The 20,721-nt window shown below is 36.2% G+C and carries 18 protein-coding genes; 9 read left to right on the top strand and 9 right to left on the bottom strand.

The window, feature by feature from the left end:
• Positions 1-74: 74 nt before the first annotated feature.
• A complete protein-coding gene (locus PHV22_RS08360; RefSeq protein WP_295022913.1) occupies positions 75-518 on the top strand; it encodes a phosphoribosyltransferase in 444 nt (147 codons plus the stop codon).
• Positions 519-542: 24 nt separating this feature from the next.
• Here the strand turns inward: PHV22_RS08360 and PHV22_RS08365 are convergent, their stop codons facing one another.
• Together PHV22_RS08365 and PHV22_RS08370 are read right to left on the bottom strand one after the other, a co-directional pair.
• Positions 543-905, bottom strand: coding sequence for a cytochrome C (locus PHV22_RS08365; RefSeq protein WP_295022914.1), 363 nt, complete (start codon positions 903-905; stop codon positions 543-545).
• On the bottom strand, positions 892-1,656 hold the full coding sequence (locus PHV22_RS08370; protein ID WP_295022915.1) for a DnaJ domain-containing protein: 765 nt from the start codon (positions 1,654-1,656) through the stop codon (positions 892-894). Before PHV22_RS08370 ends, PHV22_RS08365 begins: the two co-directional genes overlap by 14 nt.
• 64 nt (positions 1,657-1,720) lie before the next feature.
• Here PHV22_RS08370 and PHV22_RS08375 point away from each other — a divergent pair, with 64 nt between their 5' ends.
• Positions 1,721-2,608: a DMT family transporter gene (locus tag PHV22_RS08375; RefSeq protein WP_295022916.1), complete on the top strand. Its 888-nt coding sequence runs from the start codon at positions 1,721-1,723 to the stop codon at positions 2,606-2,608.
• A 133-nt stretch (positions 2,609-2,741) separates the two neighbouring features.
• Positions 2,742-5,054 (top strand): HD domain-containing phosphohydrolase, encoded by a 2,313-nt coding sequence (locus PHV22_RS08380; RefSeq protein ID WP_299946991.1) that lies wholly within the window; start codon positions 2,742-2,744, stop codon positions 5,052-5,054.
• Position 5,055: 1 nt separating this feature from the next.
• Here PHV22_RS08380 and PHV22_RS08385 read toward each other — a convergent pair whose 3' ends face one another.
• Both PHV22_RS08385 and PHV22_RS08390 read right to left on the bottom strand, forming a co-directional pair.
• A complete protein-coding gene (locus PHV22_RS08385; protein WP_295022918.1) occupies positions 5,056-5,784 on the bottom strand; it encodes an endonuclease/exonuclease/phosphatase family protein in 729 nt (242 codons plus the stop codon).
• Positions 5,781-7,151, bottom strand: coding sequence for a phospholipase D-like domain-containing protein (locus tag PHV22_RS08390; RefSeq protein ID WP_295022919.1), 1,371 nt, complete (start codon positions 7,149-7,151; stop codon positions 5,781-5,783). Before PHV22_RS08390 ends, PHV22_RS08385 begins: the two co-directional genes overlap by 4 nt.
• 110 nt (positions 7,152-7,261) lie before the next feature.
• Here PHV22_RS08390 and kdsA point away from each other — a divergent pair, with 110 nt between their 5' ends.
• The 6 genes from kdsA (at position 7,262) to recG (ending at position 13,437) form a co-directional block, all read left to right on the top strand.
• Positions 7,262-8,053, top strand: coding sequence for a 3-deoxy-8-phosphooctulonate synthase (kdsA, locus tag PHV22_RS08395; RefSeq protein WP_295022920.1), 792 nt, complete (start codon positions 7,262-7,264; stop codon positions 8,051-8,053).
• A 1-nt stretch (position 8,054) separates the two neighbouring features.
• Complete coding sequence (gene ribE / locus PHV22_RS08400) at positions 8,055-8,525, top strand: 6,7-dimethyl-8-ribityllumazine synthase (protein ID WP_295022921.1); 471 nt, start codon at positions 8,055-8,057, stop codon at positions 8,523-8,525.
• A gap of 2 nt (positions 8,526-8,527) precedes the next feature.
• Positions 8,528-8,926 (top strand): transcription antitermination factor NusB, encoded by a 399-nt coding sequence (nusB, locus tag PHV22_RS08405; RefSeq protein WP_295022922.1) that lies wholly within the window; start codon positions 8,528-8,530, stop codon positions 8,924-8,926.
• 9 nt (positions 8,927-8,935) lie between these two features.
• Complete coding sequence (locus PHV22_RS08410; RefSeq protein ID WP_295022923.1) at positions 8,936-9,985, top strand: dehypoxanthine futalosine cyclase; 1,050 nt, start codon at positions 8,936-8,938, stop codon at positions 9,983-9,985.
• Between the two features lie 45 nt (positions 9,986-10,030).
• Positions 10,031-11,269, top strand: coding sequence for a pitrilysin family protein (locus tag PHV22_RS08415; protein WP_299946998.1), 1,239 nt, complete (start codon positions 10,031-10,033; stop codon positions 11,267-11,269).
• A 356-nt stretch (positions 11,270-11,625) separates the two neighbouring features.
• Positions 11,626-13,437: an ATP-dependent DNA helicase RecG gene (recG, locus tag PHV22_RS08420; RefSeq protein WP_299947001.1), complete on the top strand. Its 1,812-nt coding sequence runs from the start codon at positions 11,626-11,628 to the stop codon at positions 13,435-13,437.
• A gap of 27 nt (positions 13,438-13,464) precedes the next feature.
• On the opposite strand, the gene raiA is transcribed toward recG, so the two are convergent.
• Genes raiA through PHV22_RS08445 form a run of 5 tightly spaced genes read right to left on the bottom strand, consistent with a single transcriptional unit; the run spans position 13,465 to position 20,537 of the window.
• Complete coding sequence (gene raiA / locus PHV22_RS08425) at positions 13,465-14,001, bottom strand: ribosome-associated translation inhibitor RaiA (protein ID WP_299947004.1); 537 nt, start codon at positions 13,999-14,001, stop codon at positions 13,465-13,467.
• Between the two features lie 56 nt (positions 14,002-14,057).
• Positions 14,058-14,552, bottom strand: a complete 495-nt coding sequence (locus PHV22_RS08430) for a hypothetical protein (protein WP_299947007.1) — start codon at positions 14,550-14,552, stop codon at positions 14,058-14,060.
• Positions 14,528-15,406 (bottom strand): type II secretion system protein, encoded by an 879-nt coding sequence (locus PHV22_RS08435; protein ID WP_299947011.1) that lies wholly within the window; start codon positions 15,404-15,406, stop codon positions 14,528-14,530. Before PHV22_RS08435 ends, PHV22_RS08430 begins: the two co-directional genes overlap by 25 nt.
• Positions 15,406-16,020, bottom strand: a complete 615-nt coding sequence (locus PHV22_RS08440) for a prepilin-type N-terminal cleavage/methylation domain-containing protein (protein WP_299947014.1) — start codon at positions 16,018-16,020, stop codon at positions 15,406-15,408. The genes PHV22_RS08435 and PHV22_RS08440 overlap by 1 nt, the downstream gene beginning before the upstream one ends.
• On the bottom strand, positions 16,014-20,537 hold the full coding sequence (locus PHV22_RS08445) for an Ig domain-containing protein (RefSeq protein ID WP_299947017.1): 4,524 nt from the start codon (positions 20,535-20,537) through the stop codon (positions 16,014-16,016). Before PHV22_RS08445 ends, PHV22_RS08440 begins: the two co-directional genes overlap by 7 nt.
• Between the last annotated feature and the right edge of the window lie 184 nt (positions 20,538-20,721).

Below are 20,721 nucleotides of genomic sequence, written 5' to 3' on the forward strand. Positions count from 1 at the left end.
ACGATCTCCTTAAAATTAGATGTAACATTCTATCAATTCTAATCTTAAATAAGTTTTTTTAGTATAATTTGAGCATGAAATATTACGCTTATAATGATTTTAAAAATGATGTAAACACTCTGATTTCTATGGTTGCTGAGTTTGAAGCAGAGGCAATAGTTGCTATTGCGAGAGGTGGATTGACCCTTTCTCATGCTTTGGCGGAGGGATTAAATATAAGAGATGTCCAAAGTATAAGAACTGAATTTTATGATATTCAGATAAAAAGAGACGAGATTGCAATATTTGGAAGTTGTAATTTTAAGGAGGTTAAGAGGGTTTTAGTTGTTGATGATATCTCTGATAGTGGCGAGACACTGAGTGTTGTAATGGGTTGTTTGAAGTCAGAGTTTAAAAATATAGAGTTTAAATCCGCAACACTTTTCTATAAAGAAACTTCAAAATATGAGCCAGATTTTTGGATAAATATTGCCGATGATTGGATAGATTTTTTTTGGGAGAGAGACTTTATGCGGTAGTGTAAAAACTATGGTTTAGTCCAGTTAGTATAGTCCACCTCTTTTTTTAAAATCTGTCTCATAGATATATGTAGAAATATCTCTTAATACTTCTTTATCGAAGCCAAGATCAGGCATAAGAGCATGTTTTTTGATGGCATCTTGCATGATGGAAGTTTTAGCATTTGGATGCTCAACCCATGCACTCATATAGTTTACAAAATCCTCTTTTTTGCTAAACACACTCAGATATCTGCTCCTTAACTCTACCATTGATGGCGCAGATACTGTTTTTGTCTCATGGTGACAAGTTAAACAATTGCCATTAAAGAGAAGTGAGCTTGCGTTGTCTGCTTCAAGTAAGCATGAAACAGAAAGAAAAAGTAGTAGTTTTTTAGATTTTAACACTTTCTTTAACCTTTTTTATCATCTCATACGCTTGATTTATCTCTTGAGTTTTGGCAGTCGCCTCTTTCATATACGCCTCATCACTGTTTTGTGACTTTATGATGTCTGGATGGTACTTGCGAACCAAATCTCTATATGCTTTTTTAATCACGCTTATATCATCACTCTCTTTTACGCCCAAAAGTGCGTAAGCATCGCTTATATTTGTTTTAGGCTTGACATTTTTCATAATGTTTTCAAATTGGTCAAAAATAGCATGATAGTTGTCGGGGTCAAACTCAAAAGCCTCAGCTATGGTTATGAGCACTTCATCTTCGCTCTTGCTAACCTCTCCGTCAATAAAAGCCAACTGAATTAAAAAGCCCATAAATTGCTGCTGTTTTGCTCTATCTTTTTTGGTTGCATTCCCGAGTGTTTGTGCGATTTGGGCTAAATTATCAAAGTTATCTTTTTCTTCGTAAAATATCTCTTTTAATATCTCTTTTGTTTTAGTGGGCTCTGGAAAAATTGCTGAGATATCATCAAACATTATCCCAACAAGCTGTGCTTCAAGTGCATCAACTCTTCCGTCGGCTTTAGCTACTTTGGCGACAAGTGCGACAAAAAGACCCAAATCGCTTCGCTTAAGGGACTCTTTGCTTACTGAGAAATTTTTAAAAGCTTCCGCTGAGTATGCTGTGTATCTTGAGTAACTCTTAAATATCCAGTAAAAAAATCCAATCACGATTGCTAGAAGTACTATGTTTCCCATAATTTCCCTTTATTGTTTTGATAATTATAGAAAATAGAAGTTAATAAAGAGCTATAATTGCTCAATGAAAAGATTAAAAGAGTTTAACAGCGGTATTAAGTATATGCTTTTTGCATCATTTTTGTTTGCCATTATGGGGGCATTTGCAAAGCTTGCTTCAGCATATATGAGTTCACTTGAAGTTGTTTTTTTTAGAAATATTTTTGGTGTTTTTATCATAGGCTATGCCATATACAAAAAACCAATGACAAAAAAAGGTTCAAAACCATTTTTGCTCTTCTTTCGAGGCTTAATGGGGTTTTTAGCGCTTCTCGCATATTTTTATAATGTTGCTCATATACCTCTTGGCGACGCGATGACATTTTCAAAAACAGCCCCGATTTTTACTGCTATTTTTGCATGGTTATTTTTAAATGAAAAGTTATCCGTAAATGCTTGGTTTGGGGTATTTGTAGGGTTTGCAGGCATACTTTTGATAACTCAGCCTTCAAATATAGGTTTTACAAAGTACGATTTACTTGGAATTTTTAGTGGGGTAGGCGCTGCACTTGCTTATACCTCCATTAGAGAGCTTAAAGAGTATTATGACACAAGAGCAATCGTTCTCTCTTTTACTTTAGTTGGAACGGTTGGTCCAATAATCTTGATGATTTTGTCAAAATACTTTTATATTACGAGCTTGGATTTTATGCTTGGTGAGTTTGTGATGCCCATTGGAATTATTTGGATTTATATCATTGGACTTGGAGTGTTGGGGACTTTGTCTCAGTATTACATGACAAAAGCATACAGTGAAACAAAGGCTGGAATTATTGGTGCAATTAGCTATACAGGAATCATCTTTTCGATAATTGTTGGAGTTTTGCTTGGTGATATATTTCCTGATATTATAACTATTTGTGGGATTGTTTTGATTGTGCTTGCTGGAATTGTTGTGGCTAAAGAGAAATAGCAATTTTTATGTGATAAAATAAATAGTTAGTTTTATTAAAATTAATTTAACTTTAAAAGTAGTATTCTTATAACTATTTGGATTTTTTAGCATAAGAATTTTCAATAAAACAGTTACCATCTAAAGGTTTGTAGTGAATTCAGAAAGTATTTTTAAATTAAATCTAACTACTCGCCTTTTTTGGATTATAAGTGTGCTTGTTGTAGTTGGGTTGACGATTGACACGCTCAAACGCTATAGCCAAACAAAAGAGGCAATTGAGCTAGAGGGTTACAACAGGGCAAAAGCCTTAAATGAATACTTGTTATCTATGCGGTATGTCTATCATCAACAATTTTTAAAAAGCGGAATTGATCTCAACGACTCTACTGTTGGATTTTTGCCAGCACATGCTTCCACTCTTATTAGTGATGAGTTTTCAAAAAGAACAACTCAGGGCATAACTATCCGAAATGTCTCCGATCGACCTCGAAATCAAAAAAACAGAGCAGACAAGCTTGAAGCGGAGTCTATCGCTTACTTTAAAGCATATCCAGAAAAAACCCAATTTGTTAAGACTATTGTGCAAAACGGAGAAGAGTCTCTATTTTTCAGTGAGCCATTAAAAATTGTCCCATATTGTCTTGCTTGTCATGGAGAGATAGATAAAGTAAATGGGTATATAAAAGATAGATACAACGATACGGCGTATGGCTATAAAGTTGGCGATATAAGAGGTGTTACTAGTATAAAAATACCTAAATATATTTTTAAAGACCCTGCAATGAAGATTTTCTTAAATGCTACTTTTATTAATTTTGGAATCTCTCTTTTGTTTTTGGCGTTTATATACATAGTTATACGAAGACTTACTTATCGCGAAGCTCATATAAAGCAAGAGTTAGAGGTGATGGTAAAAGAAAAAACAACAAAACTCGAAAATGCATATTTGCATGAAAAACATCTTCGTTCAGTGCTTAGAACGGTGGCGGATGTAAATCAAGTCTTAATTACAGCAAAGAGTATAGAAGAGCTTATAGATCAAGCTGCATCGGCATTAAGTCTTAATGACTCTTTTTCAAGTGTTAAAATAGCCATCATGAGAGGTAAAGCGCTAGAAGTTATGGCTTCTTATAGCCCATGGAATGAGAAGATGATAACAAAAGTAGATATAGATGTTTTTGAATCTGCTCAGCAACTTTTGATTTTAGATTTAAAGAACGATAGTGTGCCAGAATTTTGTAGAGAAAAAGCAGAACTGTACGGTATTAGTACGATTTACTCCACTCCTCTTAAGAGCAATAGTTTTGCAAAAGAGTCAATAGGTGTTATGACGATATGCACAACAATGGAGAATGGATTTAGTGATGATGACATTAATATGCTTGATGAGCTCGCTGGTGATATAGGCTTTGCTATTAATTCATTTATACAACAAGACGCGCTGGAGTTTTTGCGTGAGGAAAAAATTAAAAGATATCAAGATTTTATTGAAGCGCTTGTGGAAATGATAGAACAAAGAGACACTTATACCGCAGGACATACCGCAAGGGTTGCTGAGTACTCTTCTATGATAGCTACAGAGCTTGGGTTATCTAAGAAAAATATAAAAGATTTAGTTGAAGCAGCAAAGATTCATGATATAGGTAAAGTTGTTACGCCAGATTCTGTACTGCTAAAACCTGGAGCGCTAACAAAACTTGAGTATGACCTTATCAAAGAGCATGTTATTGCTGGCTATGAGGTGCTCTCAAATATAGATTCATACAAAGAACTAGCAGAGATAGTTCTGCTTCATCATGAGAGATTTGATGGAAGCGGTTACCCATATGGTAAACAAGGGGATGAGATCTCGCTCTCTGGGTGTATATTGGCGATTGCAGACTCGTTTGATGCTATGACAACAAACAGAATTTATAAACCTAGAAAAAGTGTGGAAATAGCTATCGCTGAACTAAAAGAGTTGAGTGGAAGTCATTACCATCCGCTAGCTGTTGCGGCGGCAACAAAAGTATTGGCAGATGTTAAAATAAATCAGATCATAGACCAGATAGTACCAATGAGCGAGATAGAAAAAGAGAGATTGAGTTATTTCTTTCAAGATAGACTCACAAAACTATACAATGAGGAGTACTTTACTCTTGTTGTTGATGGTCGTTCAGGGTACCAGATTCCTGATAGCTTAAGTGTAATTTCACTATCTAATTTCACAAAATACAACAGAGAGAAAACTTGGGATGGTGGCAATAAGTTGCTCATAGAGTTTGCAGAGTTTTTGAAAAAAGAGATGAATGAGCTTTTAGTGTTTAGAATTTGGGGTGATAGGTTTGTGGTTGCGGATTGTAACTTAGATTTAGAGGGAATAATGACTCTCTCTCCGCTTATAAAGAATAATATATCATACAAAATAAAAACAATAAAAGCACCGTTTAAAAATATCAAAGAAGAAATTTTAAGAGAACTATAGTTTATTTTTCAGAGATTCTAAAACGAGCATATAGTGCGTTATGGTCTGAGTGTTTTGCTGTATCTATTACATGGCTATCTTTGAGCTCTATTCCGCGATAAAAAATATGATCAAGTTTATGACGCATAAAAGATTTGATTAGATGACCGTGGTCCATTGTGACTGATTGAAGATGCAGTGTGTGAGCGAGTTTTGAAAGCGTCTCCATCCTTTTTTTATTCCAACTGTTAAAATCCCCTGCGACAATCATCGCTCCCTCATGATGGCGAAGTACTTCTATGATTTGGTCCATCTCTTTGTTATAGACATTGGTTCCTCTAAAGTTAATTGCATGGAGATTTACTAACAGTAAAGTCTCACCATTTTTAAGTTTGTATGATGAAAAAACGGCACTTTTGTGGGTTGCAAGTACGCTCTCTTTATGTTTAGATAGAAGTGAAAATGTTTTTATTTCAGGAATGCACGCGCCGTTCATAACACCATAAATATTGTTAAAAATTTTGATATTAGGAGCGAATGAGAGATGAAATTGATTGAGGAAAGATTTACTACCCATATTTATTTTAACTTCTTGGAAGGCAATCAAATCTACTTTGTGTTCCCTAAGCAGTGATTCAAGATAGTTGTTAAAACGGATTTTGTCATTTTGTTTATAAATATTCCAGCACAGAAGCCCAAACTCACTTGTCAGTTTCTCCTTTTTAGATTTGATAAGCTCTTGTTTAATCATAATTGTGGGGAAAAGATTCTCATAAGATTCTCTAAGATTCTTCGCGAGTAGGAAGCTTTTTTCATTTTTTGTACCGATCCTTCTGTTAGTTTTTTAATCCACTGCTCAACTTCAATCACAACTCTTTTGGTATATACAAAACTGACAACTTCGTAGTTAAGAAAAAGGCTTCTGTTGTCAATATTAACTGAGCCTAGCATCACGGCATACTCATCAAAGAGTATCGCTTTTGCATGAAGCATTTTTTTGCTTAGTAGCACTATATCGACCTCATTCTCTTCGAGTTCACGCATATAACTGCTTCTAGCAACATTGGCAATCCAATGTTTTGAATCATAAGGAGTAATTAGCTTTACATCAATGCCCTTATGTCTGGCAATAATAAGTGCTTTTAGGATGTTTTCATCTGGTACAAAATATGGAGTAACTATCCATACTCTTTGTGTTGCGGCGTATATTGCACTTAGTAGAGCCTCATACAGTGCGTCACTTTTAACATCTGGACCAGAGGGGACAACTTGAACTAGGTCCTCTTGTGGTGAGGTAGAATTTTTTATTTTTGTTAAAATAGTCTCTCCACCAGCAAACTCAAAATCCGCTTTAAAAATATCAAGATATGGCAAAATAGCTTCCCCTTCAATTCGAAACAGCATATCAATCCACTGTTTTTTTGATGCTTTTGCCCCTAGGTACTCCTTGGAGATATTCATTCCTCCACTTACAACTGTCTGCTTATCAAAGATATATATTTTACGGTGATTTCGTAGATTTAGATAATTTTTAAATGGATTTTGTAAAATGGGATTAAAAAATAGCACATGCGCACCTGCTTCTTTAAGGGGATTAAGTAAATATTGGTTAAAGTAGAGCCAGTACGAACCAACGCCATCAAGTAAGAGTTTAACATCAACTCCTTGTGCAGCCTTGTCTCGCAGTGCACTCAGGATGATTTTGCCAGTTTCATCATTGTTGAAAATATACATACCAATACAGATAGACTCTTTAGCACGACTAATCTCATCCATTATAAGCTCAAAGGCTTCAACTCCATTAAAACATAACATCATTTTGTTTTTATAGGTTGTTGCAAAAATAGAGTGATGCTTCATAACTGTTTCAATTGGGTTTAAATAAGGCGCATCTTTAGGAAGAGTGTTTTGAGGAAGCAATATTTTTTTTCTATTTTTTTGTCCCGCTTTTCTGTTACCAAACACAAAGTAAAAGGCAAAGGCGAGATATGGAAATAGCATAAGAACCATCAGCCAAGCTAAAATTGCACTATGATTTCTTCTGAGATAGAGCATGTGAAGAGCTACTATTGCTTGTGTGATAATAATAAGAGTGATATTGAAAGATAGATAACTCATTTCACTTTTTAAAATAATATATTAAATGCATATTTGAACCTCAAAAATAGTAACAGCTTTGATTAAACCCATTATGATATAATTTTTTTCATTTTTAAAAGGTAAAATATATGAAACTACTAGCTGGACCTTGCGTTATTGAGAGTGAAGATAATATTTTTAAGATTGCTAAAGCGTTGGAAATTTATCAAAATGATAGCTCAATAGATTTTTACTTCAAATCTAGTTTTGATAAAGCAAACAGAACAGCACTTGATAGTTTTCGCGGGCTTGGAATCGATGAAGGGCTTCGGATTTTAGAGAAGGTGAAAAATGATTTTGGTTACAAAATAGTAACAGATGTCCATGAATCGCATCAAGTTGCTGTGGTTGCTGAGGTTGTAGATATGCTTCAAATTCCTGCGTTTTTATGCCGTCAAACAGATCTTTTGGTTGCGTGTGCTAAAACTACAAAAGAGGTAAATATCAAAAAAGGGCAGTTTATCAACCCCCCGGATATGAAGCACTCAGTTATGAAAGTGCTAAAAACTCGTGGATGTGATGAGGTTAGCTATGAAAACTCTAAAAAATATGGAGTCTATCTTTGTGAGAGAGGCTCATCTTTTGGTTATGGAAATATCGTTGTGGATATGCGCTCACTTGTTATTATGAGGGAGTTTGCGCCGACTATTTTTGATGCAACTCACTCTGTTCAGATGCCTGGTTCTTTAGGCGGCAAAACAGGTGGAGACAGTTCTATGGTTCCGTATCTTGCAAAAGCTGCTGCTGCGGTTGGGGTTGATGGATTTTTCTTTGAAACTCACTTCGACCCAAGCATAGCACTTAGCGATGGACCAAATATGATAAAGCTTGATGAGTTAGAGAGTCTGATAAATAAAATTAAAAAAATTAGGGAGATATAAGATGAATATCATAGAAGGCAAATTAAAAGTAATAAATGGCAAAAAAGTTGCTATTGTAAGCACAAGATGGAATCATTTCATTGTTGATAGATTAGTTGAGGGTGCTAAAGATGCATTTTTTCGTCATGGTGGGGAAGAGGCGGATTTAACTCATGTTTTAGCGCCTGGTGCATTTGAGCTCCCGATGGTAATTGAGCAACTTTTAGCAAGTGGAAAATATGATGCTATTTGTGCTCTTGGTGCGGTAATTCGTGGTTCAACTCCTCATTTTGATTATGTTAGTGCTGAAGCAACTAAAGGAATCGCTACTGTTAGTCTGAAACATAAAAAACCGGTATCTTTTGGACTTTTAACAACAGATACAATTGAGCAGGCAATCGAGAGAGCTGGAACAAAAGCCGGAAATAAGGGCTTTGAGGCGATGACTGTTGTTATAGAGATGCTTGATCTTTATGAAGCGATAGGTGCGTAATTATGGCGACTAGACATCAGGCTAGAATGGCGGTTGTAAGTCTGCTATACGCTTTTGATTTGGGAAATGGAAATATCGCAGAACATACAGACGAGATTCTAGAAGAGAAAAAAATCAGAAACAAGCAAAAAGATTTTGCGCTTACATTGTATGAGGGTGTCATGCAAAATATAGAGGCTTGCGATGAGGCAATTGTTAAACATCTTAAAGAGTGGGATTTTGAGAGACTAGGAGCGATTGAGAGAGCCACTCTTAGACTTGCAACTTATGAAATACTTTTTGGAGGGCTTGATTCTGCTGTTGTTATAAATGAAGCGGTGGAAATCACAAAAGCATTTGGAACAGAACAGTCGCCAAAGTTTATAAATGGCGTACTTGACGCTATTTCAAAAGATAAATAAATTAAATAGATGAAAAGATTAACAAAACAAGAAGCGCTTGAGCTTATTAAAAATGCAGATCTCAAAGAGTTGGGTCGAATGGCAACTGCTCGAAAAAAAGAGCTTCATCCAGACGGTGTTACAACTTTTGTGGTCGATAGAAATATTAACTATACAAATATTTGTTGGGTTGATTGCAAGTTTTGTGCATTTTATAGACATGAAAAAGATGCAGATGCTTATGTTTTAACTTATGATGAGATAGATGAAAAAATCGATGAACTTTTGGAGATTGGTGGAACGCAGATACTTTTTCAAGGCGGAGTTCATCCGAAGCTAAAGATTGAGTGGTATGAGGATATGGTTGAACATATTCACACAAAATATCCAACAATTACTATCCATGGATTCTCTTCAATTGAGATAGATTTTATAGCAAAAGTCTCGCATATAAGCGTCGAAGAGGTTTTAGAGCGTTTGAAAGTTAAAGGCCTAGCATCAATCCCTGGTGCTGGTGCTGAGATACTGAGTGATAAAGTAAGAGACATCATTGCACCTAAAAAGATTGATAGCGAAGTGTGGGTTGATATTCACAGAAAGGCTCATAAACTTGGTATCATGTCAACGGCTACGATGATGTATGGAACGGTTGAGAGCGATGAGGATATCATAGATCACTTCGATATGATAAGAGAGCTTCAAGATGAGACTGGTGGATTTAGAGCTTTTATTATGTGGAGTTTTCAAGGTAAAAATACAGAGCTTCTTCGCCTAATTCCAGATATGGATAAACCATCTTCAAATCGTTATCTAAGACTTTTAGCGGTTGCGAGACTCTATCTTGACAATGTACCAAATATCCAGAGCTCATGGGTAACACAAGGACCATATATTGGGCAGATGGCTCTCTCTTTTGGAGCAAATGATTTGGGCTCAACCATGATGGAAGAAAATGTTGTAAGCAGTGCTGGAGTGGCGTATAAAATGGCGAAAGAGGAGATGGTTCATCTCATAAGAAACATTGGAGAGATTCCAGCTATAAGAAATACGGCTTATGAGATTTTAGAGAAGTTCGCATAGATGATAAAAATATTTTTAACACTACTAATTTTAGGAAGTACAATAATGGCGACAGTTATACAAGAGATAAAAGTAAATGATATAGTCGTACCAATCATAATAGAGCAAGATAAAAGGTTACCATTAGCAACCGTGCAGTTTGTTTTTAAAAACAGCGGAAGCATCTCGGATGAGAAAAAAGTAGGATTAGCAAGATTTTGTGCAAAAGTTATGAATGAAGGTACACTAAAACTCGGCAGTAATGCTTTTGCTGAGGCTCTTGAAGCTAAAGCTATACATATCTCTGCCACTGCCGGAAAAGAGACTTTTGTTGTTGAACTAGGGTCGCTTAAAGGGCAACTAGATGAAGGACTTGGCTATTTCGATAGGCTTCTGCAAGACCCAAATCTTAGTGAAGATGTCATAAGTAAAGTTAAAACTACAACAATTGGCTCTATCAGCTCAAAAGTAAATGATTATGATTATGTCGCTTCAAACGCACTAAAAGCGATGCTTTTTAACGATACGCCGATGGCAAATAACGACTCTGGAACTATAGAGAGTGTAAAGAGCATTGAGCTTAGTGATGTAAAAGAGTTTCTCTCAAACCATCTTGTAGGCTCAAACCTTGTTGTTATGGTTGGAGGAGATGTTGAGATAGAAGATATAAAAGTAAAAATCTCTAAGATAATCGCTAACATAAAAAAAGGTACTGTAGGTTCTCTTAAGCATCATGAAGTAGTTGTTAAACCTAGCGAGAGTGTTATCAAAAAAGAGACCCAGCAGGCTTATATATACTTTGGTTCACCATATAACATGAGAGTAGATTTTAGTGATAATTATAAAGCAAGAGTAGCGTCATATATTTTAGGCGCTGGTGGTTTTGGTTCAAGACTTATGGAAGAGATAAGAGTGAAAAAAGGTTTAGCGTACTCGGCTTATGCAAAAACAAATGTAAGTCAATCTAGCTCTTATATGAGTGGATATTTGCAAACAAAACTAGAGTCACAAGAGGATGCTAAAAAGAGCGTTAAAGAGGTCATTGAGAATTTTGTTAAAAATGGTGTAACAAAAGATGAGCTAGAGCAGACTAAAAAATTTATGCTTGGAAGTGAACCCTTAAGGGTTGAGACGATGAGCCAAAGATTAAGCCGTGCATTTATGGAGTTTTATGATGGTAGAGAGCTTGGACACTCACTAAAAGAGCTAGAACTTATCAAAAATCTAAAATTGGATGATTTAAACAGTTTCATAAAAGAGCATACAGAGATACAAGAACTTAGCTTCTCGATTGTGACAAAGTAATCCAAAAATATGACAATTTGCAATATTTTTTAATAAAAAAGTGTTTTTGATTATAATACCTCTTGTCGCCACCGATTAAGGCGGGACAATTTTAGCATGAGGAAGTTAAGATAAATACTCTTAACATAATCCTGAAAAATATTAATGATTTTCTATGTGATTATCAAATTTTTTCAGAATTTTAACCAGGGGGCTCGACCTTCTTGTTTTTCAAGTGCTATGGTAATATAAAAAGGAAAAAGTATGCAAAATATAGAAGATACAATTTTGACTGTAATGCTTATGTTTATGGTGTTTGTGATAGGCAATTTATACTCACGAGTTAAGAAACTAGAGAACAAACTAGGCAGATAACTATGAGTTTTACAAAAGAGCAAGAGGAGAAGTTTAAAAAACTTGGTATAGCTTCTTGCTTGGAACTTGCCATAATTATCCCATCTAGCTATGAAGATTTACGACTTCATGATGAGCTTAGACCCCAAGAATCACAGCTTATAGACGCAACGGTTGAGTCGATTCACCGCTCCCAAAATTCAATTCAGATAACTTTTTATGCACATAATTTTGATGCTTTAATAAAAGGGGTTATTTTTCATCCAAAACCATATATGCTTCATCAATTTAGGGTTGGTATGCGAGACTATTTTTATGGTAGTATTGAGTGCAATAGCGGATTTTGCACTATGAGTATGCCAAAAAAAGTGATAAATATCGGTGCAATTACTCCAAAATATAAAACAACACTAAGAAGCGATGTCATGAGCCGTCTTGTTCAAGAGGTTCTGACAAAAGAGAATCTTTTAAGTGACGGAGTAAGAAAAGATATAGCAGATAAAGTGCTGGAGTTTCATTTTCCAAAAGATAATAGTCCTAATTTGCGAGAGCTATCCAAAGAGAGTTTGGATGCTCTAAAATATCTTGAGCTTTTTATTTACATGAGGCAGTTGTCTGGAAAAAGAAGATATTTTAAATCTATATCTTATGCCGGCGGCAACTATAAAGAGTGGGCAGAAAAATTGCCATTCGAGCTCACAAAAGCACAGCAAGAAGCCATAGAGGATATAAAAAAAGATTTCTCTAGCGGAGTTTCTGCAAAAAGAGTTGTTGTTGGCGATGTTGGAAGCGGTAAAACTATGGTTATTCTTGCATCATGTTTTATGATGCTGCCACACCGCTCAGTGCTTATGGCACCGACCACAATTTTAGCAAATCAGCTATTTGAAGAGGCAAAAAAATTTCTCCCCGATATAAAGATTGCCATAATTACAAATAAAACAAAGAAGATGGATTTGAGTAGTTTTGACTTTATCATCGGCACACATGCACTTCTTTATAGAGAGTTGCCGCCATCTTCGCTTATAATGATTGATGAGCAACATCGCTTTGGAGTTGTGCAGAGAAATACGCTTGAAAAGTTTATAGATAGCACCACGCAAAGAGCGCATTTTCTGCAGTTCTCAGCAACTCCAATCCCAAGAACACAGGCGATGATAGATAGTGCGCATATTGATGTTTCACTAATAACTTCAACACCTTTTAAAAAAGATATAACAAGCAAAATTATTCACAAGAGTGATTTTGCGGAGTTATTAGAGCATATTAAAAGTGAGATAAGTTTTGGTAATCAGGTGCTTTTGGTTTATCCGCTTGTAGAGCAGAGCGAGGTTTTGGAGTACCAGAGCATACAAGAGGCTAGGGGATATTGGGAAAAAAGATTTCAAAATGTTTATGTTACTCACGGTAAAGACAAAGAGAAAGAGGAGGTGCTTTTAGCATTTCGTGAAAAAGGAGATATTCTGATAGCCACAACAGTTGTGGAAGTTGGTATCTCTCTTCCAAAACTTAGTACAGTTGTTATAGTTGGAGCCGAGAGATTAGGTCTATCAACACTTCATCAGCTTCGTGGAAGAGTTAGTAGAACGGGTTTAAAGGGATACTGCTTTTTATATACAAATAAAAATAGCTCCCAGAGACTAGAGAAATTTACACAAACCATAAGTGGATTTGACATAGCAAATCTGGATCTTAAATACCGAAAAAGCGGTGACTTGCTAAGAGGCACAACGCAAAGCGGAAGTGAGTTTAAGTGGGTTGATTTGGCAGAAGATGAAGAGATAGTTAAGAGTGTAAAAGATGATTTGGTTAAATTAACGAATCTTTCGCACTAATGCAAAAGATTCAGATAATAGCATCGACTAATACAATCCAAATTTAGAGTCATTTCTTTTATATAAAACACGAGTTTTTCCATCATGACCTATAAAAATCTCAAATAGTTTTCCACTCTCTTTTAGGTCTTGAAGAACATCTTCAACTTCGCGAGGCTTGTAGAGTGCTAGTTCAACAGGAACTATCTCATCTTCCATAGCTTCTGCTATTGCGTGCAGGTCAATCTTGGTTTCAGCTTTCGCTTCATTCATGCCAACTTTATTATGGTCACTCTCTCTCTCGTGTATTCGCCCCATTGCTTTTTGTGCTCTTGCGGTTGCTAAATCAATCGCAGTGTAGAGGTCTTGGTCATTTTGACTAATAACAATAGAGTTTTTATGGGCAAGATTTATAACAAACTCAACTACTGATTGCTCTTTACCTTTTTTGGTTTGTTTGGATGCTATTACATTTACAGATATTATGTCCATGTGAAATTTGCTAAGTGTGTCGATCGACGTTGTCATGTGAGTTTTAATAGCGTCAGTTAGCTCTAAATGACGCCCTGTTAGAGAAATGTTCATTGTAAATCCTTTAATAATCAAGTGTAAAATATTATAACATTAAAAAGTTTACATAGTTAGAGTTTTTGTATAGTTCTTCGGAAGTATGTTATTGGTTCATTAGCAATGCTTGAGTCATGTAGTGTTATTGTTATATCCATTAAAACCGAACCATTTTGTTCTGGGGTTGTTATGTATAGTGGAGATGTTGGATTGTAAGGTGTACATGCTGTTCCCGCTATATTAGTAGCAGGTCCTGTATAGATATATTGCATACTAATATTGGCATCGTATTGTATTTCGCCCGCATTTCCTAAAACTTGATTAAAACTATTTTGACATCCATTGTTTGCTATCTCTAAAAGAGCAAGTTCAGCAGCACTTCTTGAGTATAAAACTGCCTGCTCGTAAAGATACAAATCTGCTGTTTTTTTAGTTGTCTCAGATGTCAGAATAAGTGATAAAACCATTATGGTTGATATCACAACCACAACAATAATTGCCATTATCATCGCAATTCCAGCTCTTTTGCCCTTGAAATTTGTTCTTAAAATATAGTTTTTTCTTTGCATAAAGAGTACTCCTTTCCTACAAGTATGCTTTGATTAACGCACACTTGAATTTTTACAATGGAGCCGATAGCTTTAAATCTGAAAGTATCTACATTTTGCATAAGTAGAACTTTTTTACCGTTTAAATATGTTTCCCCAAGCCATGGCTGATAATCATAGTAGAGCCATAGGTTAGCTCCCTCATGAGAAACGGCATAAGCGCTCCAAGCAAGTTGGTAGTATTCATATAAATCAGCCCCATTAAAATTAACCCCAGTTATTCCTGTTACAAACCTATCAGTACCAGCACCGGTAGAATTTATAGGATGTATTGTAGAGTTGTTGTGATCTGCTATAGCGCCACCCCATCCATAACCAGCTGTTATGTCACTATTTGAGCCGATAAAATATAGCGCAGCGCTGCTTATACTGCTGCCACCATCTGATAAAGCAGCTATACTTGCATCAATATCAGTCGTATTTGTCTGAGGAGAAAAAAGCGTTGCTGCGGTCGTGTTTGGATGATATAAATCTATAATCCCGCTCCACGATGGAGTTGCACCAGCTCGCATACCATCAATATCATACCCAATCCACTCAAGAACAGTGGCGCTTTCCGCAAGAGTTGAACTTGCTAGTGCCTGATAGGTTACTCCAGGCTGTCTTGCTATGATAGAATCTTTTATGCGAAATTGAAGCCTGGTGGCAATAGTCTCAACCGCCATAGCACTTTTAGATTGTAGAGAGTTGTTTATACTTGAGGCTATAAAACTATCATAAGCACGAGCCAAAAACTCTACGCCAAATTTGCTTAGCAAGCCCATGATAACAATAACAAAAATAAGCTCTATGAGAGTAAAGGCATATCTGCGCATTAAAACCTTCTTTTAAAATAGTCAACTTCGCCAATATTGGTGCTTTGAGTTCTTAGGATTATGATATTTGTACCACCATTTGTAACAGTTACTGCGAGTGTTTTTACATTGCTATTGTTTGGACGAGTGACAGTAACCGTGCTTTGATATGTGTTTTTATAGCCAGCACTCACATTATTATCCACATCTCCATAGTGCTCAAAAATATCTTCACTTAGATGAGCTGCATTGTTTAAATTTGGAAAAGTTGTATCGTTGATGTCATTAACAGTTGTGGTATTGCTATCTAAGCATCTTCTATGAAACGGCTGATTTATGTGTCCAGGCTTTAGTCTGTTGTTATCGCAATTGCTGTTTATATCTATAACTCTCTCAAGGTTACTAACATTGTTATCTTCCATAGATCTGCTATCCCAATAGTTTGAAGTCGCACTATTTAACTCAGCAGAACCAGCAAACACTGCTTCTTGCATGATGCCGTTCTCAATCCCTCTTGAATTGGTGTCAGTTATAGTCGGTAAAGAAATTACTGCAATAGAGATAATAACAATAGCAAAGATAAGCTCTATCATCGTAAAAGCGTATCTTTGCATGAACTGTTCTCTTCTTACCAATTTGTTCTCCTGTTGGTTTTAGCTGCACCATTGCTGCTTTTAGTGGTAGCTTTTGTTTCGTGGGCACCACTCCATCCAGCCCCACCATTTTCAAATTCTATAGAGAATTGATTTCTTATAGCTAGTGGATTGTTGGGGTCATATATTAGCCAGCCAGATGCGGTGTTTTCCATAGTTGTTTTATATGGATATCCTCTGGTTCCATCATAGGTTAGGGTTGTTCGTGCAGGATTTGTTGTCGCTCCAGCTCCATTAAATACACTGGCAACATGGTTATTCGTTAACTCAGTAATCACACCAACTGCGCCATGTGTTGCGCTATCATGGTTGTCGTTGATAAACCATCTTAAGTCATCGGTGTTTCGTAGGTTCGCACCTATTGTTGGGAGGAGCAGATTTTTGTTACATATGGTATTGTTTTTATCTGTGCCAAAACAGTAGACTTCATAATATATATTTGCGTCTCCTGCATTTCCACTATATCTTTGTCTTGAAGCATGAGTACGACCATATAGATGTGCAACACCCTTGTTTATGGTAGCTTTACCTCCCGTCATTTTGTCTGGAATCAGATCAGCATTAAATTTACAATTAAGATTTGTAGCTGTGCAGTTTACATCATAATTGCCGTATGTCACAACAATTGGATTAAGTGAATTGTTTACATCTCTTATGTAGTTGATATTTGTTATTGTTTTTGCTTCTCCAATTAATGTTTGATTGAAGTCACCAGGAAGCACTGTGATTGTACTGTTTAAATCACCACTAATGCTTCTTCGGATTGTGTTATCTTGGTTTAAATTTTTAAATACATAGCTAGGTGATGCAGAAGTTGTTGAGTGAGATACATTTATATCTAATTGTTTTGCATAACAGCCACTAACAAAGTTGCTTAAAACAGAATCGTCATAACCAAAAGCTTTTATAGAGCCATTAAAGTGTACTGACATGTTTTGATCTTCAGCTCTTGTTATATTTGCGTCATATATAAATGAGTTAACCCCAAGTGCTGCATTGTTTAATCCAACGGTTGAAGTTATAGTGCTTAAATCAAATTTATACGGATGGAATGTAAAGTCTTGGTCTTTGTATGTATAGGTACTTCCATTGCTTCCGTGATTCGTTTTGATTACACATCCATTTTGAGCTCCGGTGGTTGTTGATGAGTTTGTAACGCAGTCAGCCCCAATAGCAAAACCATTCGCCACGGTATGATGATCTATATATTGCCAATCAACAGCTGTCCATGAGTAATCAACAATACTTAGCTTATACTCTCCAACTTCTTGGTGATTGCGCTCTTCGTTTTGCATTTGTCCATTTGCCACATAGAATAAAATATTTTTATTTGCAGTATCATTACATCCTGTTTTTGCAGATTGAGGATCCCAAAACATTGTTGCATTGTAGTTGCTATCACCATTGAAGTATCGTGTGTAGCCAGGCACACCTAAAGAACTATCATCGTGTCCTGTGGCATTTATATCAAAACGATAACTATATCCTCCTGCCATATTTATACGACTTGATGCGGATGAAATGTTTGGGGAATACCCATACAAATTAGAGAGATTAACTTTTGTGTTGTTTTTAACATTTGATGGATCTGAGACAATATTGTATATTGGCAGTGTTTGATTGATATCATAAACGCGAACATCATACGATTCTGGACGGATAGAAAAATTATCCCTTGAGCATAAAGGTCTAGCATAATTATCTTTTATACACTCAAAGCATGCTGTAGTCTGCGCTTGCGCTCCTGCGTCAGTCGTTCCACACTTATTAGAAGCAGAACACTGCGTGTGTGTGCCACTTTTGTATAAGCCCGAAATACTAGAGAGTGTTTTACCACTGTTTGATGTTGAAGCACTCCAATTTTGAATCAGTGTTCCATTGCTGTCATTAAAATACCAAACACGGAATGCACCATTTTTTACTGCAAAATTATAGTAATCATCAGTCTGAGCTGCTATCGTTGTTTGATAGTTAGCCGATGTAAAATTTATTGGAGTAAAAATAGGGGCAGATATAGCGGAGTCTGGATTTGCGCAAGAGGCATTTAGGTCACCAAATGCATCCATATCTACCATTTCTACTAAAACAGTAGTATTTATGTTGGATGTTGGAGCTGAATTGTTACCAGTTGCTGGCGTAGAATCAAAAATAACTGCTGAATTAAAGGGTTTTCTTGAGATCTGAGTCTCTAAATTGTTTGAAGTTTGTCCGCTTTTTACAACATTAAACTGCCCCCATGCTGGTTGATAACCATTGGTTGGTGGACAAAGAGGAACATTGGTGCTTCCTAGTAGATAGTCTGGATACTCTATCTTATTCCCACCAGCGACAATGTAGTATTTTAGTGATAATCCGAGTGGTTCATCTACTTCGCCCGTACCATTTATATAGTTAGGGGTCAGTTGAAATTTTGTATAAACATAATCTTGGGAGTTAAGCGAACCATTACCCTTTCGTATATCGTGGCCATTTGTACATCCATTGTTTGTTGTTGAGTTATCGCCATTTTTATCATAAGCGCAAAGTGGTGAACTTAAAGTTGGTGCCCCTCTGTCAATTAGCATTGAGCCATTTGTATTTGAAGTAGAGATATCTCCTACAAAGTTAAAACGCGTATCATTTACATCCGCTTTAAGTGCTATGCCTTGAGCCGCTATATCTGCCTCTCTGTTTTTCAAATAAACGACTATATCTAGTGGAGAAGATGAGATAGTTGAGTTTAAATGTGCTATAGGGTAAGCGGTTCTGTTTACATCAAGATACCGTCCATCTTGTTTTATTGAGTAGTCATAACACATTTGTGGCAGATAGAGCTGAGTGGAAAAAGCAATTACTGATGGGAAATATGTATCTTGAGTTGATGTAAATTGAAATTTGGCCCCAACTTCATTGGTTCCTATAATGTTTAATGCTCCTGAAGTTGTACCGGTTTTGTAGAGTTGAATATCAATACCATTATTGTTGGTCAAGCTTGGGCTTCTGGTTCCAGTAACATCTACTCTTGAGTCAAATGTGCCTATTGATTGCAGAGTTGTATTGTATGTTAACCCAGCCATCTTAATAATATCTCCAGTTATATACTTATCTCCCTCTCCAGCAAAAACATATGTGTTAGAGTCTACTGTGCCAGATTTTGGTGTTAAGAATCCACTAACACTAATGTCTATATTTCCAGAGCTGCTTGTTACTTGCTTGTAGCCATCAAAAATAGTAACATTTCTAGCTACTGTTCCACTTGGGTCCTCATAAACAACTGCTAAAATCCATGCGCCGTATGCTCCTAAACCATCGCTTATGGTCTTACTACCCGTTTGTCCTGTTTCTGTATAAAAACTTGTTGTATCAATATAGTATGTTCCATTGCTATCGACGATACTTGAAGCATCTGCGCTTGCAGAGTAGATTCTAATATAATTAGTTGAGCTTGTTGAATCAAAATCTTTTATATCAGCAGTTAGCGTAGTAAATGCTCCAGTAGCACCTTTTCTTATATTTATAGTTCCAGCAGCTGCTTTAGAAGTAGCATCCCATGCGTCATTAGAGCTTGTGGCAGCTTTGCGTCCCTGCCAATAAAGCCTAGCATATTTAATAACAGCATTGGATGGTATAGCAAGTGTTGAGTATGATGTTGGCGCTTTGCTTAAGTTTGTTTGTGAATTTGAATCCGTTGTTGTAGGTTCGACACAAGCACCACCACTCAGAACACACAAGACGGTGTTTCCTATAACTTTTACATCCCCAAAAAGATTATGCTGGGTTCGCTCTACAAAGTCTCGTCCGCCAGTTGTTTCAGTTAATTTTGGATCTACTGTGATTGTGAAACTATCCGAATTTGATGTGCCGTCATTATCTGTTGCTGTTATACTAAATGTTACCGCAGAAGCCGTAGCTACAGGTGTGCCACTAATAACACCTGTTGAAGAGTTAAAATTTAAACCGGTCGGCAGTGTGCCGGTGAGTGTGTATGATGAAATTGCATCACCGTTAGTGATGGTTACATAAGAAGATAAGTTAAGAGAAAATGCACTATCAACATTTGCCGTTTGGTTTGGGACATTACCCATGATTGGTGGAGTTTGATCAGCAACAAAGCTAAATGTAAAGTCATAATGTTGATTATTTGCGCTTGCAAAAACAGCCATATTGAAATCAGTATCAGCAGTAAGATGGATACTATTTCCTGAACTAAGTAATGTGCTTGAACCAGTAGGACAATTAGTTAAGTCGTAACGAAATGTTACCGAAGCTGTGGATGAATTTTTTATAAATGTTAATACACCCGCTAGCGGAACTTGAAAATAATAATTATATTGGTCGTTGTTGTCAAAACTATTATTGGTCACCGCATCCGTATAAGAGGCATTTGAACCAGATTCAGTAAATATATGACTGTCATGCAGAGAACCGCTGCTACAAACAGCCCCCCACCCAGACACAGAAAACATCATTAGTATTCCAAAAATGCCTATAAGCTGTGAAAATATTTTTAAAGATTTCATCTTATCCTCCTTGGGATTTAGCATACCTCTTATTTTTAACTTTGCTGCACACAAAAACAGGGCTCTAGAAGTAAGCGTTATACAATACTAGATTATACACGCAACTATGCTTATATGATGCTTAATAGTATTTTCTTATAGGAGCGCAAACGAGAGGAAGTTTTAAACCTTTCGTGGCTATATT

This window comes from Sulfurimonas sp., assembly GCF_028713515.1.
Taxonomy (GTDB): Bacteria; Campylobacterota; Campylobacteria; order Campylobacterales; family Sulfurimonadaceae; genus Sulfurimonas.